The following is a 16,503-nucleotide window of genomic DNA, read 5'->3' on the forward strand; positions in this document are numbered from 1 at the left end:
TTAGCTAACAAATCAGTCTCAACTTAAATCGCAAACAAGTCATTCAAGTTCTCAGCCAAGGTTGGGTGAGTGAAGATTTGTTTTGTGAAGTAAGTGTAAGGAATCTTGTTGTCCATTGCAACAGTGATGATGTTGATGATTTCTTGAGAACCTTCTGAGAAGATGCTTGCTCCGAGAATTTCTTTTGTTTCAGTATTGACAATAGCTTTGAAGGCTCCGCGAAGGTCTCCGTTTACGTGACCACGAGTCATGGCAGCAACAGGGATTTCCTTCACTGCGTATGGAAGTCTCAAATCAGCTGCTTGGCTTTCCGTCAAGCCAACTTGAGAAAGAGCTGGTGTGATGAACATGGTGTTTGGTACATTGAGACGGTCTTCAAGTGTGTAGCTGCCATCTCCAGCAAGGTAGCTGTAGACAACACGGAAGTCATCAAGTGAAATGTAGGTGAATTGAAGTCCACCATTGACGTCTCCAACTGCAAAGACACCAGGAACGTTTGTTTGGCAGTGTTTGTCGACCTTGATAGCACCACGCTCCGTTAGTTCAATATCTGTATTTTCAAGTTGAAGTGGTTCTACATTCGGTTTACGTCCAGTTGCGTAGAGAAGGGCATCGAAACGGTAAGTTTCCTTTTCAGTTACGACGAGGACTTGATCACCGTCGTTTTTGATTTCAGTAGTATGGATGTTTTGAAGCAATTCAATACCGTCTTCTTCCATGTATTGTTTAGCAAGAGCTGCGATGGAAGGTTCTGCACGAGGAAGGAATGTATCCAAGGCATCTAGGACTGTGACTTTGCTACCAAGTTTGTTGTAGAGTCCAGCAAATTCAAGACCGATGTTTCCACCACCAAGGACTCCAAGTTTTTCAGGCAATTTGTCCAAGTTTTGGATACCTGTTGAGTCAAAGACATTTTTACTTGTAGCAAGTCCAGGAATTGGCAAGACGTTTGAAACAGCGCCAGTGTTGATGACGATTGTTTCAGCAGTTAGTTCTTGTTTTTCATCACCAGCCTGGATCTCGATCACCTTATTTGACACGAAATGTGCCTCTGCATCAATGACATCAACGCCATTATCGGCCAACATTTTATAATTTTTAGCGTTAAGACGACCAGTCACCGCACCACGCTCTTTCATGGTATCGTCAAATGACCAGCCCTTTTCAGCCGCTACAATCATAGTCTTGGTTGGGATACAAGCAATATTAATGCAAGTACCACCATACATCGCTTTACTGCGCTCGATGACAGCAACTTTTTTTCCAGCCGCATTCATCTTAGCAGCCAAAGTCTTACCGGCTTTACCAAATCCAATGACAATAAAATCGTATGTTAACATTTTTAAATCCTCCTATTTGATTTAATTCTAGCACAAGAAAAAAACTTTTGCACAAATCTGCTACGGGAAAAAATATTGGACTAAAATAGTCTAACGAAAGCTTTCGGGAATCAAGTTCAAAAAATAGAAAAATCGTTTACATGATTTTCCTTAAAGATTCTACTATCTTTTGCCCCGCTCTTGTGTTATACTAGATAAGTTGCAAAGAAACCAGTACTTTTCTTTCGTGGAAAAGAAGCAACACGGTATCTCGTTTTTGTTGAAGATACGTCATGAAAAGAAAAGTATAAACTAAAGCCCTATAGGGTGGCTTCGCACCACCTTTAGAAAGAAGAAAAACGTGAAATTTAATGAATTTAACTTGTCTGCTGAATTGCTAGCAGAGATTGAAAAAGCTGGATTTGTAGAAGCAAGTCCCATCCAAGAACAGACCATTCCATTGGCTCTTGAGGGGAAAGACGTTATCGGTCAAGCCCAGACTGGTACAGGGAAAACCGCGGCCTTTGGCTTACCAACCCTTGAAAAAATCCGTACAGAAGAAGCAACTATTCAAGCCTTGGTCATCGCTCCAACTCGTGAACTCGCTGTTCAAAGTCAAGAAGAACTCTTCCGCTTTGGTCGTAGCAAGGGAGTGAAAGTTCGCTCAGTTTACGGTGGTTCCAGCATTGAAAAACAAATCAAAGCCCTTAAGTCGGGTGCTCATATCGTTGTAGGAACACCAGGTCGTCTCTTGGACTTGATCAAACGCAAGGCTTTGAAATTGCACGATATTGAAACCCTCATCCTTGATGAAGCGGACGAAATGCTCAACATGGGCTTCCTTGAAGACATTGAAGCCATCATTTCCCGTGTCCCTGAAAATCGTCAAACCTTGCTCTTTTCAGCAACCATGCCAGATGCTATCAAACGTATTGGTGTTCAGTTTATGAAAGACCCTGAGCATGTCAAGATTGCTGCCAAGGAATTGACAACAGAGCTGGTTGATCAGTACTATATCCGTGTCAAGGAACAAGAGAAATTTGATACCATGACGCGTCTCATGGACGTGGAACAACCAGAACTTGCTATTGTATTTGGTCGTACTAAACGCCGTGTAGATGAATTGACTCGTGGTCTTAAGATCCGTGGCTTCCGTGCAGAAGGAATTCATGGTGACTTAGACCAAAACAAACGTCTTCGCGTCCTTCGTGATTTTAAAAATGGCAATCTTGATGTTCTAGTTGCGACTGACGTGGCAGCACGTGGTTTGGATATCTCAGGTGTGACCCATGTCTACAACTACGATATTCCACAAGACCCTGAAAGTTACGTTCACCGTATCGGTCGTACAGGTCGTGCTGGTAAGTCAGGTCAATCTATTACCTTTGTTTCTCCAAATGAAATGGGTTACCTTCAAATCATCGAAAACTTGACTAAGAAACGCATGAAAGGCTTGAAACCAGCGACAGCAGAAGAAGCTTTCCAAGCTAAGAAACAAGTAGCTCTCAAGAAAATCGAACGCGATTTTGCGGATGAAACTATTCGTGGGAACTTTGAGAAATTTGCTAAAGATGCTCGTAAGTTAGCTGCTGAATTTAGTCCAGAAGAATTGGCTATGTATATCTTGAGCCTGACAGTCCAAAATCCAGACAGCCTGCCTGAAGTGGAGATTGCGCGTGAAAAACCACTGCCATTTAAACCATCAGGTAATGGATTCGGTGGCAAAGGCAAGGGAGGTCGAGGAGGCCGTCGTGGAGATGACCGTCGAGATCGTGATCGCCGTGGCAATGGTCGCCGTGATGACTTCAAGAAAGGCAGTCGTGGAAACGATCGTTTTGATAAAGACAAACGGTACCGTAATAAAGACAATAAAAAACCTCGCAACACTTCAAGCGAAAAGAAGACCGGCTTTGTTATTCGTAACAAAGGAGACAAATAGAAAAAAGCGATTCACAGTGTGAATCGCTTTTATATATAAGGAGACCGATAGTAAAAGAAGATGGTGATAGTAAAGGATAGGTGAAACGGAAAGGGATTTATCATGTCATCTTCTTATAATGTTATATTATCAAAAATAAAATAGGATGTCAATAAAAAAATCGCTTTTTTATAAAATATTTTTGCTGTTCAAAATTGCAATTAAATAAGCAATTTTCAGATAATTATTGAAATAAAGACTTTTCTATGTTATAATGGAAGCGATTATATGCGAGGTAAAAAATGGCACATTTATTAGAAAAAACAAGAAAAATCACGTCTATTCTAAAGCGCTCTGAGGAGCAACTCCAAGATGAACTTCCTTACAATGCGATCACACGCCAGTTAGCTGATATTATTGACTGTAACGCTTGTATTGTGAATAACAAGGGACGTCTCTTGGGTTACTTTATGCGTTATAAGACCAATAATGACCGTGTAGAACAATTCTTCCAAACCAAAACCTTCCCTGAGGTCTATGTACAAGGGGCAAACATGATTTATGATACGGAAGCCAATCTTCCTGTTGAACATGATTTGACCATTTTCCCTGTAGAGAGTCGTGCGGACTTTCCAGATGGGTTGACAACGATTGCTCCGATTCATGTATCAGGGATTCGCCTAGGTTCGTTGATTATTTGGCGCAATGATAAGAAGTTTGAAGATGAAGATTTGATTCTTGTCGAGATTGCGAGCACGGTTGTGGGAATTCAACTATTGAACTTCCAACGCGAAGAAGATGAGAAAAATATTCGCCGTCGTACGGCTGTTACCATGGCGGTCAACACCCTTTCTTATTCAGAACTGCGTGCCGTATCAGCTATTTTAGCTGAATTGGATGGAAATGAAGGGCAGCTGACTGCATCAGTTATTGCAGATCGTATTGGCATTACGCGCTCAGTGATTGTCAATGCGCTTCGTAAATTGGAGTCGGCGGGAATTATTGAGAGTCGTTCTTTAGGAATGAAGGGGACTTATCTCAAAGTTCTAATTGGTGATATTTTTGAGGAAGTGAAAAAGAGGGACTACTAATGGCAAAGGCTTTAATCTCGATTGACTATACAGAGGATTTCGTAGCGGACCATGGAAAGCTAACTGCTGGAGTGCCAGCTCAAGCTATATCAGAGGCAATCAATCAAGTAACCAGACTGGCTTTTGATCGAGGAGATTATGTCTTTTTTACCATTGATGCTCATGAAGAGAAGGATACATTCCACCCAGAAAGCAAGCTCTTTCCACCGCACAACATCATCGGAACTAGTGGGCGTAACCTTTATGGCCCCCTAGCTGATTTTTATGCTGAGCATGAGGCGGATAGTCGTGTCTTTTGGATGGATAAGCGTCACTATTCAGCTTTTTCAGGAACGGACTTAGATATCCGTTTGCGGGAACGTCGGGTTGATACTGTTATCTTAACTGGAGTCCTGACTGACATTTGCGTCCTTCATACGGCTATTGATGCTTATAATTTAGGTTATCAAATTGAGATTGTTAAGCCTGCAGTTGCCTCTATTTGGCCAGAAAATCATCAGTTTGCTCTTGGGCATTTTAAGAACACATTGGGAGCAAAATTACTGGATGAAAACCTTGCTGAAATTGAACTATAAGCCTGTTGGAAAAATGAAAAAAATCTGAAAAAAGTGTTGACAAAGATTTTGAAAGTTGATATACTAGTAAAGTAATCGACGCGGGGATGGCGGAATTGGCAGACGCGCAGGACTAAGGATCCTGTGACCGCTTTAGGTCGTGAGGGTTCAAGTCCCTCTCTCCGCATAGGGTAAGAGTTAGCTTTGGCTAGCTCTTTTTTTGTTTTTACAAAGAAAACTAGAGGCTACGTTTCCTATATCGAAAAATATTGGCATCAAGAACAGCCATTGTATCAGAACATTTAAACTGAGTTTTCCATTTCATTCTATCAAGAATATCCTCAAACATAAGTCAGAAAATGAAGAACTTAGGAAATGGAGAAATACTAATCAGAAAGATGTGACTATCATTTTTAAAATGAAGTAGATTTTTGATTGGTACTATTCCTCATTATATAAGAAGGAAAGTTAGCGTTTGCTAGCTTTTTTGTTTTTTTCAAAAAGATAAATCAAAAAATTTTTTCGATTTCATAAACATTTCATATTTGGATTTTATAATAGTCTTACAAATATGGAGGTGACAAATGAATCCAATCCAAAGAGCTTGGGCTTATGTCAGCAGAAAACGACTGAGAAGTTTTATTTTATTTCTGATTTTATTTGTCCTTTTAGCAGGAATTTCAGCCTGTTTGACTCTGATGAAGTCCAACAAAACAGTAGAAAGCAATCTTTACAAATCACTCAATATTTCATTTTCTATCAAAAAGATAGAAAATGGACAGACCTTCAAGTTGTCGGACCTAGCATCTGTGAGCAAGATTAAGGGACTGGAAAATGTCTCTCCTGAACTTGAGACGGTCGCAAAACTGAAAGACAAGGAAGCGGTGAGTGGTGAGCAGAGCGTAGAACGTGATGATTTGTCAGCTGCAGACAAGAACTTGGTTAGCTTAACGGCTCTTGAGGATTCATCCAAGGATGTCACCTTTACCAGTTCGGCTTTCAACCTAAAAGAAGGGCGACACCTTCAAAAAGGGGATTCCAAGAAAATCCTTATCCACGAAGAGTTGGCCAAGAAGAACGGTCTTTCGCTTCATGACAAGATTCGCTTGGATGCTGGTCAGTCCGAAGCTGGAAAAGGGCAAACAGTAGAGTTTGAGATTGTCGGCATCTTTTCTGGTAAGAAACAAGAAAAATTCACAGGCTTGTCTTCCGACTTCAGTGAAAACCAGGTCTTTACAGACTATGAAAGCAGCCAAACGCTTCTGGGAAATAGTGAACCGCAAGTCAGTGCAGCTCGCTTCTATGTAGAAAATCCTAAGGAAATGGACGGACTCATGAAGCAGGTAGAAAACTTGGCTTTAGAAAGTCAAGGCTACCAAGTTGAGAAGGAGAACAAGGCCTTTGAACAAATCAAAGACTCAGTGGCAACCTTCCAAACCTTCCTCACCATCTTCCTTTATGGGATGTTGATAGCTGGAGCTGGAGCCTTAATTTTGGTCTTGTCCCTCTGGTTGAGAGAAAGAGTCTACGAAGTGGGGATTCTTCTGGCACTTGGAAAAAGCAAGATCTCAATCTTCCTCCAGTTCTGTTTAGAGCTAGTTTTGGTATCTCTTGGAGCTTTGCTTCCAGCATTTGTTGCAGGAAATGCCATCACATCCTATCTACTCCAAACTGTACTAGCCAGTGGAGATCAGGTAACTTTACAGGACACGCTGGCCAAAGCAAGTGGTCTATCAACCAGTCTCCTATCCTTTGCAGAATCCTATGTCTTTCTGCTCCTGATTGGTTGCTTATCAGTAGCCTTTTGTTTCCTATTCTTATTTAGAAAATCGCCGAAAGAAATTTTATCATCCATTAGTTAAGAAGGAGAAATCATGACTTTATTACAATTGCAAGATGTTACCTACCGTTATAAGAACACTGCTGAAGCAGTTTTATATCAGATCAAGTATAATTTTGAACCCGGAAAATTTTATAGTATCATTGGTGAGTCAGGAGCAGGAAAATCCACTCTCTTGTCCCTACTGGCTGGTCTAGATAGTCCTGTTGAAGGTTCTATCCTTTTCCAAGGAGAGGACATTCGGAACAAGGGGTATTCATACCATCGCATGCACCATATTTCCCTGGTCTTTCAAAATTATAACTTGATAGATTATCTTTCTCCGCTGGAAAATATCCGCTTGGTCAACAAAAAAGCAAGCAAGGATACACTTCTTGAGCTTGGTTTGGATGAAAGTCAGATTAAGCGGAACGTTCTCCAGTTATCAGGTGGTCAACAGCAACGTGTAGCCATCGCTCGCAGTTTAGTCTCAGAAGCTCCAGTTATTCTAGCTGATGAGCCAACAGGAAATCTGGACCCTAAAACTGCTGGAGATATTATCGAACTGCTCAAGTCACTTGCCCAGAAAACAGGTAAATGTGTGATCGTCGTCACTCACAGTAAAGAAGTGGCACAAGCAACAGATATTACACTTGAATTGAAGAATAAGAAACTTACTGAAACTCGCAATACTACAAAATAAGATGAGCTTGTTTTGATAGCATTATGAAATCAAATCTAGAAAGGGAACCTATGTTACACAACGCATTTGCCTATGTTACAAGGAAGTTTTTCAAATCGATTGTTATCTTCCTGATTATTCTCCTCATGGCGAGCTTGAGTTTGGTCGGCTTGTCGATCAAGGGAGCTACAGCCAAGGCTTCTCAGGAGACCTTTAAAAATATCACCAATAGCTTCTCCATGCAAATCAATCGTCGCGTCAATCAAGGAACGCCACGTGGTTCTGGGAATATCAAGGGTGAGGATATCAAAAAAATCACCGAAAATAAGGCCATCGAGTCTTATGTTAAACGCATCAATGCTATCGGAGATTTGACTGGATATGACCTCATCGAAACACCAGAAACCAAGAAAAATCTCACTGCTGACCGTGCCAAGCGTTTTGGAAGTAGTTTGATGATTACAGGTGTCAATGACTCCTCTAAAGAAGATAAGTTTGTCTCTGGCTCATATAAGCTGGTTGAAGGTGAGCACCTAACCAACGACGACAAAGACAAGATCCTCATGCACAAGGACTTGGCAGCCAAACACGGCTGGAAAGTCGGAGATAAGGTCAAATTAGACTCCAATATCTACGATGCAGACAATGAAAAAGGTGCCAAGGAAACAGTCGAAGTGACAATCAAGGGACTCTTTGATGGTCACAATAAGTCAGCAGTAACCTACTCACAAGAACTCTATGAAAACACAGCTATCACAGACATTCACACTGCTGCAAAACTTTATGGATACACAGAAGACACAGCTATTTATGGGGACGCAACCTTCTTTGTAACAGCAGACAAGAACTTGGATGATGTCATGAAAGAGTTGAATGGTATCAGTGGTATCAACTGGAAGAGCTACACACTTGTGAAGAGCTCCTCTAACTACCCAGCTCTTGAGCAATCCATCTCTGGTATGTACAAGATGGCCAACCTCCTCTTCTGGGGTAGCTTGAGCTTCTCAGTCCTTCTCCTTGCACTCTTGCTTAGTCTTTGGATTAACGCCCGTCGCAAGGAAGTGGGAATTCTCCTCTCTATCGGTCTCAAGCAGGCAAGTATCTTGGGGCAATTTATCACCGAATCTATCCTGATCGCCATCCCTGCTCTCGTTTCGGCTTACTTCCTAGCCAACTACACAGCTCGAGCAATCGGAAATACTGTTCTTGCCAATGTCACTTCAGGTGTTGCCAAGCAAGCCAGCAAGGCTGCTCAAGCCTCTAATCTTGGTGGTGGTGCTGAAGTAGATGGCTTTAGTAAGACCTTGTCGAGCCTAGACATTTCTATTCAGACATCAGACTTTATCATCGTCTTTGTCCTTGCCTTGGTTCTAGTGGTTCTCGTTATGGCGCTTGCCTCAAGCAATCTCCTTAGAAAACAACCAAAAGAGCTCTTGCTCGATAGCGAATAAAAAACTTGCTACCTATTCTCCCCTAAATGGGGTATAATATAGGTAGCATTTTTATCTATTTCATCTTGATAATACTCTTTGAAAATCTCTTCAAACCACGTCAGCTTCACCTTGCCGTATATATGTTACCGACTTCGTCAGTTCTATCTACAACCTCAAAGCAGTGCTTTGAGCAACCTGCGGCTAGCTTCCTAGTTTGCTCTTTGATTTTCATTGAGTATAAGGACTCTTCCTATCAGGATGAAACAGAGAAGATTAACAAGAAATTTAAAGGAATGTGAAACGTTTTTCTATGAAAATTTTAATTGTAGAAGATGAAGAGATGATCCGTGAGGGAATCAGTGACTATTTGACGGATTGTGGTTATGAAACCATTGAGGCGGCGGACGGTCAGGAAGCTCTGGAAAAATTTTCCAGCTATGAAGTTGCTCTAGTACTGCTGGATATCCAGATGCCCAAACTAAATGGTTTAGAAGTTCTAGCTGAGATTCGTAAGACCAGTCAGGTTCCTGTCTTGATGCTGACCGCCTTTCAGGATGAAGAATACAAGATGAGTGCCTTTGCCTCTCTGGCAGATGGTTATCTGGAAAAGCCCTTCTCCCTCTCCCTCTTAGAAGTGAGGGTGGATGCGATTTTCAAGCGCTACTACGATACAGGACGAGTCTTCTCTTATAAGGATACCAAGGTGGACTTTGAGAGTTACAGTGCAAGCCTCGCAGGTCAAGAAGTTGCCATTAATGCCAAAGAGTTGGAAATTCTGGACTATCTGGTGAAAAATGAAGGACGGGCCTTGACTCGTTCTCAGATTATCGATGCTGTCTGGAAGGCGACAGATGAGGTTCCCTTTGATCGTGTCATTGATGTCTATATCAAGGAACTGCGGAAAAAGCTAGACTTGGATTGCATCCTCACTGTGCGCAATGTTGGTTATAAATTGGAGCGAAAATGAAACGAACAGGTTTATTTACAAAGATATTTATCTATACCTTCTCGATTTTCAGTGTTCTGGTTATTTGTCTTCATTTAGCCATTTATTTTCTCTTTCCCTCTACTTATCTGAGCCATCGTCAGGAAACCATTGGCCAGAAAGCGACAGCCATTGCCCAGTCCCTGGACGGAAAGGATAGGAAAAATATTGAACAAGTATTAGATTTGTATTCCCAGACCAGTGATATCAAAGGAGCTGTCAAGGGAGAGATGACCGAGGACAAGTTAGAAGTCAAGGACAATCTTACTCTGGATACGGACCGCCAGACCACCTCTCTCTTTATTGAGGAGCGTGAGGTGAAAACGCAAGATGGTAGCACTATGACTCTCCAGTTTTTAGCGTCCATGGACTTGCAAAAGGAAGCAGAGCAGATCAGTCTCCAATTTCTTCCCTATACCTTGTTGGCATCTTTTCTAATTTCCCTCTTGGTGGCCTATATCTATGCTCGAACCATTGTTGCCCCAATCTTGGAAATCAAGCGGGTGACCCGTCGGATGATGGATTTGGATGGACAAGTGCGATTGCGCGTGGATTCTAAGGATGAGATTGGCGATCTCAAGGAACAAATCAATAGCCTTTACCAGCATCTCTTGACTGTCATTGCGGACTTGCATGACAAGAATGAAGCTATTCTCCAGCTGGAGAAGATGAAGGTTGAGTTCCTACGAGGGGCTTCTCATGAACTGAAAACACCTCTGGCTAGTTTGAAAATCCTAATCGAAAATATGAAAGAAAATGTCGGCCGTTATAAGGATAGAGACCACTATCTTGGAGTTGCCTTGGGGATTGTGGACGACCTCAGTCACCACGTTCTCCAGATATTGTCTCTTTCTTCTGTTCAGGAATTGCGAGACGAGAAAGAAGAGGTTGACCTCCTTCAGATGACTCAAAGTCTGGTCAAGGATTATGCTTTACTCGCCAAGGATAGAGAACTTCAGGTAGACATTAGCCTAACTCATCAGCAGGCTTACATAAACCCATCTGTCATGAAATTGATCCTATCGAATCTCATCAGCAATGCCATCAAGCACTCCACTCCTGGTGGCTTAGTCCGCATCGGCGAGAGAGAAGGGGAACTCTTTATCGAGAATAGCTGTAGTCCTGAAGAACAAGAAAAACTGGCCCAGTCTTTTTCTGAAAATGCTAGTCGCAAGGCCAAGGGTTCAGGGATGGGACTCTTTGTGGTCAAAAGTTTATTAGAACATGAGAAATTACCTTATCATTTTGAGATGCAAGATGATCGCTTGACCTTCTTCATACGTTATCCCAAAGTCACTCAGGACTAAGGAGAAGAAAGGGTTTACATTGATTGGATTGGAAGAAATTCAATCTAAAGTATGGGAAAAACTAGCTTTTTTTATCAAAAAGTGATAAAATGAACAATGTAAATGGGATGTCCCAAAAAATATATAGGAGGCCTGACAAATGGCAATCGTTTCAGCAGAAAAATTTGTCCAAGCAGCTCGTGACAACGGTTATGCAGTTGGTGGATTTAACACAAACAACCTTGAGTGGACTCAAGCTATCTTGCGTGCAGCAGAAGCTAAAAAAGCTCCAGTTTTGATCCAAACTTCAATGGGTGCTGCTAAATACATGGGTGGTTACAAAGTTGCTCGCAACTTGATCGCTAACCTTGTTGAGTCAATGGGTATCACTGTACCAGTAGCTATCCACCTTGACCACGGTCACTACGAAGATGCACTTGAGTGTATCGAAGTTGGTTACACTTCAATCATGTTTGACGGTTCACACCTTCCAGTTGAAGAAAACCTTAAATTGGCTAAAGACGTTGTTGAAAAAGCACACGCTAAAGGTATCTCAGTAGAAGCTGAAGTTGGTACTATCGGTGGTGAAGAAGACGGTATCATCGGTAAAGGTGAATTGGCTCCAATCGAAGACGCTAAAGCAATGGTTGCAACTGGTATCGACTTCTTGGCAGCTGGTATCGGTAACATCCACGGTCCTTACCCAGCAAACTGGGAAGGTCTTGACCTTGACCACTTGAAGAAATTGACAGAAGCTCTTCCAGGCTTCCCAATCGTATTGCACGGTGGTTCAGGTATTCCTGATGACCAAATCCAAGCAGCTATCAAACTTGGTGTTGCGAAAGTTAACGTTAACACTGAATGCCAAATCGCATTCGCTAACGCAACTCGTAAATTTGCTCGTGACTACGAAGCAAACGAAGCAGAATACGACAAGAAAAAACTCTTCGACCCACGTAAATTCTTGGCTGACGGTGTAAAAGCTATCCAAGCATCAGTTGAAGAACGTATCGACGTATTCGGTTCAGAAGGTAAAGCATAATCTAGCTGAACAATACAGATGAAACCTGCCCATTGGGTGGGTTTTTTGTGTCTGGATATATAGCGAATATACTGTAGAAGAACCAATCTTAAGTTGCTAAAAGGTTCTATTTTTTGTACAATAATGCTATGAAAATACTGAAAAAATGGTTTCTTGGCATTCTTAGTTTCATTCTTTTGTTTTTACTCGCTACATTCATCTTTCACCGTATCAGTTTGGAAAAGGAAGAAGCCTCACTATCACCTATGGGACAACAAGTTCTTGTCAATGGACATCAAATAAATATTTACGTTGAAGGGGATGGACCTGAGACTATAGTAGTTCTCTCAGGTGCTGGTATTGCTTCTCCCATATTGGACTTTAAAAATGTATCGGAATCCTTATCGAAACGGTATAAGGTAGTCATCGTGGAGCGAGCGGGATATGGTTATAGTGATGATAGCAATCATTCAAGAGATGTGATGGAGGTTTTGTCTGAGACTCGCCAAGCTCTTTCGCAAGCAAATATCACAGGGCCGTTTATCATTCTGTCTCATTCCATAGCGAGTCTTGAGAGTCTGGCTTGGCAGGAGAAATATCCTAATGAAGTGAAAGCCTTGATTGGTCTGGATTGGGCACTGCCGTCAAGTTATGAGAATTTAAAGGATAATCAGACCTTGCTCACTGTGGCATATTGGAGCAGCAAGATTGGTTTATTACGCTACTTCCCTGAGTCTTTTTATATAAAAAATCAAACTCTGACTGAAACTGAACGAAAACAATATAGATTTCTAGCTTATAAGCAGTTGATGTCACAAGCCATGCTTCATGAATCTCAAACGGTAAAGGAAAACGCCAAGAAAGTTACTTCTAGCATCAATCCGAAAATTCCCACCTTATTACTGGTGTCTAACGGTGAAGGTACTAGTTTTAGCCAATCAGAATGGCAACGTTATGCAGAGAGATTTATAAGCGACCAGTCTAATGTTCAAGTCGTCTATATGGATGCGCCTCACGACCTCTATCATTATCAAAGTCATGAAATAGTTTCTCAGATTGAAGATTTTTTAAAGAGTAATTGATGGTTTAGAGATCATTTTAATTTTAGACTGATGACAATAATTAAATGCTGAAGGATTAACAGTAGAATCGTGAATTTTTTCGATTAAAAAAAATTCTTTTTCTTACCAAAAACCCTGCCCAATGGGCAGGGTTTTTTAGTGTTCTAGGAAATCATCAAATCAGAATTTTTGTTTCAAAGTATTATTTTAAGAGAGAAATCTCTAATTTCATAATCCATAGGCAAACGCTTGCATTCTAGTTTTTATTGGACTATAATAGGTTGGTATAAAGCCTTCTGTAATAATAAAATGTAGAAGTTGTAGAAAGTAAGGATTTAGATATTTGTAGTTAAAAATACAATGTTGCTATTCCTTGCTATAGGGAGAGATTTATGGCAATGATAGAAGTGGAACATCTTCAGAAAAATTTTGTGAAGACAGTCAAGGAACCTGGTTTGAAGGGAGCTTTGCGCTCCTTTATTCATCCTGAAAAACAGACCTTTGAAGCGGTCAAGAATTTAACCTTTGAGGTTCCAAAAGGCCAAATTCTAGGCTTTATCGGGGCAAATGGTGCTGGGAAGTCGACAACCATCAAAATGCTGACAGGGATTTTGAAACCGACATCTGGTTTTTGTCGGATTAATGGTAAGATTCCGCAGGACAATCGTCAGGATTATGTTAAGGATATTGGTGTGGTCTTTGGACAACGCACCCAGCTATGGTGGGATTTGGCTCTGCAAGAGACCTATACGGTCTTGAAAGAGATATACGATGTGCCAGACTCGCTCTTTCATAAGCGCATGGACTTTTTAAATGAAGTCTTGGATTTGAAGGAATTTATCAAGGACCCCGTGCGCACTCTTTCACTGGGTCAACGGATGCGTGCGGACATTGCGGCTTCCTTACTTCATAATCCCAAGGTTCTCTTTTTAGATGAACCGACCATTGGTTTGGATGTGTCGGTCAAGGACAATATTCGTCGGGCTATCACCCAAATCAATCAGGAGGAAGAAACAACCATTCTCTTGACCACTCATGACCTGAGTGACATTGAGCAACTCTGTGATCGGATTTTTATGATTGACAAGGGGCAAGAGATTTTTGATGGAACGGTTAGCCAGCTCAAGGAAACCTTTGGCAAGATGAAGACTCTTTCTTTTGAACTGGTACCAGGTCAAAGTCATCTCCTTTCTCACTATGAAGGCCTGCCTGATATGACCATTGATAGACAAGGAAATAGCCTCAATATTGAATTTGATAGTTCCCGCTACCAGTCAGCTGATATTATCAAGCAAACCCTGTCTGATTTTGAAATTCGCGATTTGAAGATGTTGGATACGGATATTGAGGATATTATCCGTCGCTTCTACCGAAAGGAGCTCTAAGATGGTCAAATTGTGGAGACGTTATAAACCCTTTATCAATGCAGGTGTTCAGGAGTTGATCACTTATCGAGTCAACTTTATTCTCTATCGGATTGGCGATGTCATGGGGGCTTTTGTGGCTTTCTATCTCTGGAAGGCGGTCTTTGATTCCTCGCAAGATTCTTCGATTCAGGGCTTCAGCATGGCAGATATCACCCTCTACATCATTATGAGTTTTGTGACTAATCTTTTGACCAGGTCAGATAGCTCCTTTATGATTGGTGAGGAGGTCAAGGATGGTTCCATTATCATGCGCTTATTGCGACCAGTGCATTTTGCGGCCTCTTATCTCTTCACCGAGCTTGGTTCCAAGTGGTTGATTTTTGTCAGTGTAGGACTGCCATTTTTAAGTGTTATTGTGTTGATGAAAATCTTATCTGGACAAGGGATGGTAGAAGTGCTGGGATTAACTGTCCTTTATCTTTTTAGCTTAACTCTGGCTTATCTGATTAACTTTTTCTTTAATATCTGCTTTGGATTTTCAGCCTTTGTATTTAAAAATTTATGGGGTTCCAATCTCCTCAAGACTTCAATAGTGGCCTTTATGTCTGGAAGTTTGATTCCCTTGGCTTTCTTTCCAAAGATTGTTTCTGATATCTTGTCCTTCTTGCCTTTTTCATCCTTGATTTATACTCCGGTCATGATTATCGTTGGGAAATACGATGCCAGTCAAATTCTTCAAGCGCTTTTGCTCCAGTTCTTCTGGCTTATAGTGATGGTGGGCTTGTCTCAGTTGATTTGGAAACGAGTCCAGTCATTCATCACCATTCAGGGAGGTTAGTATGAAAAAATATCAACGCATGCATCTGATTTTTATCAGACAATACATCAAGCAAATCATGGAATACAAGGTTGATTTTGTGGTTGGTGTGTTAGGTGTTTTCCTGACCCAAGGCTTGAACCTCTTGTTTCTCAATGTCATCTTTCAACATATTCCATCCCTAGAAGGATGGACTTTTCAAGAAATCGCCTTTATCTATGGTTTTTCTTTGATTCCCAAGGGATTGGACCATCTCTTCTTTGACAATCTCTGGGCACTGGGGCAACGTTTGGTGCGAAAAGGAGAGTTTGACAAGTACCTGACGCGTCCTATTAATCCTCTTTTTCACATTCTGGTTGAGACCTTTCAGATTGATGCCCTGGGCGAACTATTGGTCGGTGGCATTTTATTAGCGACAACAGTATCAAGCATTGCTTGGACTCTTCCAAAATTCCTGATTTTTCTAGTCTGCATTCCTTTTGCGACCTTGATCTATACTTCCTTGAAAATCGCGACTGCCAGTATCGCTTTTTGGACCAAGCAGTCAGGAGCCATGATTTACATTTTCTATATGTTTAATGACTTTGCCAAGTATCCGATTTCCATTTACAATTCGCTCCTTCGTTGGTTGATTAGCTTTATCGTGCCTTTCGCCTTTACGGCCTACTATCCTGCCAGCTATTTCTTGCAGGACAAAGACGGGCTCTTTAACATTGGTGGGTTGATTTTGATTTCCCTTGTTTTCTTTGTTATTTCTTTAAAACTCTGGGACAGGGGCTTGGATGCCTACGAAAGTGCGGGTTCTTAAGATATAAGATAGGATGAGAGTTAAAAATTAAATATGTTACAAACAACCGTTGAAAATTATAGCGGTTGTTTTTGCATATTTATTGAGGTATAAGTTGTATCTATCCCCCCTTTTTGCGATTTTGGTAGTTAGTTCAGTTAATTGATAATATTTTTGATGGTAAGAATGAGTTTATATTGCACCCAGTTAACTATAAAATTTATTGACTAGATTTTTTGTTAACATGGATTAAAAAAAAAATTAACCTGGGTTAATTTTTCTTGACTTAAATTTTTTTAATTGATATACTATTTTTCAGAGAGCTAACAATTATATATAAATGTACTACTCTATCCCACTAGA

General features: G+C 41.1%; 14 protein-coding genes and 1 tRNA gene. 14 read left to right on the forward strand and 1 reads right to left on the reverse strand.

The genetic code is table 11. From position 1 onward, the window contains the following. Positions 1–23: 23 nt before the first annotated feature. Positions 24–1,340 (reverse strand): FAD-containing oxidoreductase, encoded by a 1,317-nt coding sequence (locus tag HMPREF2885_RS02240; protein ID WP_049500963.1) that lies wholly within the window; start codon positions 1,338–1,340, stop codon positions 24–26. Between the two features lie 340 nt (positions 1,341–1,680). Here HMPREF2885_RS02240 and HMPREF2885_RS02245 point away from each other — a divergent pair, with 340 nt between their 5' ends. From HMPREF2885_RS02245 to HMPREF2885_RS02315, 14 genes are all read left to right on the forward strand, one after another. Beyond that, on the forward strand, positions 1,681–3,258 hold the full coding sequence (locus tag HMPREF2885_RS02245; protein ID WP_049500961.1) for a degradosome RNA helicase CshA: 1,578 nt from the start codon (positions 1,681–1,683) through the stop codon (positions 3,256–3,258). Positions 3,259–3,539: 281 nt separating this feature from the next. Beyond that, positions 3,540–4,328: a GTP-sensing pleiotropic transcriptional regulator CodY gene (gene codY, locus HMPREF2885_RS02250; RefSeq protein WP_000940725.1), complete on the forward strand. Its 789-nt coding sequence runs from the start codon at positions 3,540–3,542 to the stop codon at positions 4,326–4,328. Next, positions 4,328–4,903 (forward strand): cysteine hydrolase family protein, encoded by a 576-nt coding sequence (locus tag HMPREF2885_RS02255; protein ID WP_001029654.1) that lies wholly within the window; start codon positions 4,328–4,330, stop codon positions 4,901–4,903. The genes codY and HMPREF2885_RS02255 overlap by 1 nt, the downstream gene beginning before the upstream one ends. A gap of 80 nt (positions 4,904–4,983) precedes the next feature. Beyond that, positions 4,984–5,069: transfer RNA gene (locus tag HMPREF2885_RS02260), tRNA-Leu, on the forward strand. A gap of 397 nt (positions 5,070–5,466) precedes the next feature. Next, positions 5,467–6,744 (forward strand): ABC transporter permease, encoded by a 1,278-nt coding sequence (locus HMPREF2885_RS02270; protein WP_070656955.1) that lies wholly within the window; start codon positions 5,467–5,469, stop codon positions 6,742–6,744. Positions 6,745–6,756: 12 nt separating this feature from the next. Beyond that, the gene (gene vex2, locus HMPREF2885_RS02275; protein WP_000173739.1) at positions 6,757–7,404 is read left to right on the forward strand and encodes an ABC transporter ATP-binding subunit Vex2; all 648 of its coding nucleotides are present in this window, start codon (positions 6,757–6,759) and stop codon (positions 7,402–7,404) included. Positions 7,405–7,454: 50 nt separating this feature from the next. Next, a complete protein-coding gene (gene vex3, locus HMPREF2885_RS02280; RefSeq protein WP_000903002.1) occupies positions 7,455–8,834 on the forward strand; it encodes an ABC transporter permease subunit Vex3 in 1,380 nt (459 codons plus the stop codon). Positions 8,835–9,126: 292 nt separating this feature from the next. Further along, a complete protein-coding gene (gene vncR / locus HMPREF2885_RS02285; protein WP_000697937.1) occupies positions 9,127–9,783 on the forward strand; it encodes a response regulator transcription factor VncR in 657 nt (218 codons plus the stop codon). Beyond that, complete coding sequence (gene vncS / locus HMPREF2885_RS02290; RefSeq protein ID WP_070656956.1) at positions 9,780–11,108, forward strand: sensor histidine kinase VncS; 1,329 nt, start codon at positions 9,780–9,782, stop codon at positions 11,106–11,108. The genes vncR and vncS overlap by 4 nt, the downstream gene beginning before the upstream one ends. A gap of 139 nt (positions 11,109–11,247) precedes the next feature. Next, positions 11,248–12,129, forward strand: coding sequence for a class II fructose-bisphosphate aldolase (locus HMPREF2885_RS02295; protein WP_001018995.1), 882 nt, complete (start codon positions 11,248–11,250; stop codon positions 12,127–12,129). A gap of 128 nt (positions 12,130–12,257) precedes the next feature. Further along, positions 12,258–13,190 carry an alpha/beta fold hydrolase gene (locus HMPREF2885_RS02300; RefSeq protein WP_050589076.1) on the forward strand — a complete coding sequence of 311 codons (933 nt, stop codon included), beginning with the start codon at positions 12,258–12,260 and terminating at the stop codon, positions 13,188–13,190. A gap of 371 nt (positions 13,191–13,561) precedes the next feature. Further along, positions 13,562–14,554 carry an ABC transporter ATP-binding protein gene (locus HMPREF2885_RS02305; protein WP_033583507.1) on the forward strand — a complete coding sequence of 331 codons (993 nt, stop codon included), beginning with the start codon at positions 13,562–13,564 and terminating at the stop codon, positions 14,552–14,554. Between the two features lies 1 nt (position 14,555). After that, complete coding sequence (locus HMPREF2885_RS02310; RefSeq protein ID WP_033583508.1) at positions 14,556–15,374, forward strand: ABC transporter permease; 819 nt, start codon at positions 14,556–14,558, stop codon at positions 15,372–15,374. 1 nt (position 15,375) lies between these two features. Continuing rightward, entirely contained in the window at positions 15,376–16,161 is a 786-nt protein-coding gene (locus tag HMPREF2885_RS02315) for an ABC transporter permease (protein WP_018371200.1), read from the forward strand. Positions 16,162–16,503: the final 342 nt, after the last annotated feature.

Source organism: Streptococcus sp. HMSC062H02 (assembly GCF_001813005.1).
Classification (GTDB): domain Bacteria; phylum Bacillota; class Bacilli; order Lactobacillales; family Streptococcaceae; genus Streptococcus; species Streptococcus oralis_S.

Coding starts and splice junctions, on each gene's coding strand:
- vex2 (WP_000173739.1), top strand. CDS start 6,757: ATGACTTTATTACAATTGCAAGATGTTACCTACCGTTATAAGAACACT.
- HMPREF2885_RS02300 (WP_050589076.1), top strand. CDS start 12,258: ATGAAAATACTGAAAAAATGGTTTCTTGGCATTCTTAGTTTCATTCTT.
- vncS (WP_070656956.1), top strand. CDS start 9,780: ATGAAACGAACAGGTTTATTTACAAAGATATTTATCTATACCTTCTCG.
- vncR (WP_000697937.1), top strand. CDS start 9,127: ATGAAAATTTTAATTGTAGAAGATGAAGAGATGATCCGTGAGGGAATC.
- vex3 (WP_000903002.1), top strand. CDS start 7,455: ATGTTACACAACGCATTTGCCTATGTTACAAGGAAGTTTTTCAAATCG.
- codY (WP_000940725.1), top strand. CDS start 3,540: ATGGCACATTTATTAGAAAAAACAAGAAAAATCACGTCTATTCTAAAG.
- HMPREF2885_RS02305 (WP_033583507.1), top strand. CDS start 13,562: ATGGCAATGATAGAAGTGGAACATCTTCAGAAAAATTTTGTGAAGACA.
- HMPREF2885_RS02315 (WP_018371200.1), top strand. CDS start 15,376: ATGAAAAAATATCAACGCATGCATCTGATTTTTATCAGACAATACATC.
- HMPREF2885_RS02240 (WP_049500963.1), bottom strand. CDS start 1,340: ATGTTAACATACGATTTTATTGTCATTGGATTTGGTAAAGCCGGTAAG.
- HMPREF2885_RS02295 (WP_001018995.1), top strand. CDS start 11,248: ATGGCAATCGTTTCAGCAGAAAAATTTGTCCAAGCAGCTCGTGACAAC.
- HMPREF2885_RS02255 (WP_001029654.1), top strand. CDS start 4,328: ATGGCAAAGGCTTTAATCTCGATTGACTATACAGAGGATTTCGTAGCG.
- HMPREF2885_RS02310 (WP_033583508.1), top strand. CDS start 14,556: ATGGTCAAATTGTGGAGACGTTATAAACCCTTTATCAATGCAGGTGTT.
- HMPREF2885_RS02270 (WP_070656955.1), top strand. CDS start 5,467: ATGAATCCAATCCAAAGAGCTTGGGCTTATGTCAGCAGAAAACGACTG.